Source organism: Vibrio sp. 10N.222.49.A3, from assembly GCF_041475145.1.
GTDB classification, from domain to species: Bacteria; Pseudomonadota; Gammaproteobacteria; order Enterobacterales; family Vibrionaceae; genus Vibrio; species Vibrio tasmaniensis_A.
This window is the reverse complement of sequence record NZ_JBFRVM010000267.1, coordinates 1-304: the sequence shown is the minus strand read 5'-3', so window position 1 is coordinate 304 and position 304 is coordinate 1. Positions and strand designations below refer to the sequence as shown.

Here is a 304-nt window from a genome sequence, read left to right as displayed (position 1 = left end):
CAATGGGTGGTCGATTGTAGGCAGGTTGGTTATGGTCAGGCTGCACTGAGCTATTTAGCTCGCTATCTCTATCGTGGTGTGTTGCCTGATGAAGACATCATCCATATCACCGATGATACGGTCACGTTCCGCTATAAAGAGAGCCAAACCAATACATGGCGAACGCGCACTTTGCCCATCCTTAAGTTCTTGCTGCTCATTTTGCAGCACGTGCTCCCCAAAGGGTTACAGCGAGTAAGAGACTACGGATTTTTACGTGGTCAAGCACACGCCTTAAGAGTTCGTATTCAGCTGTTGCTGTTGA

1 protein-coding gene is annotated in these 304 nt (G+C 48.4%); it reads left to right on the top strand.

The window, feature by feature from the left end; all coding sequences use genetic code 11:
• Positions 1–304, top strand: a 304-nt coding sequence (locus tag AB4589_RS24875; RefSeq protein ID WP_372101907.1) for a transposase, incomplete at both ends; no start/stop codon positions are given.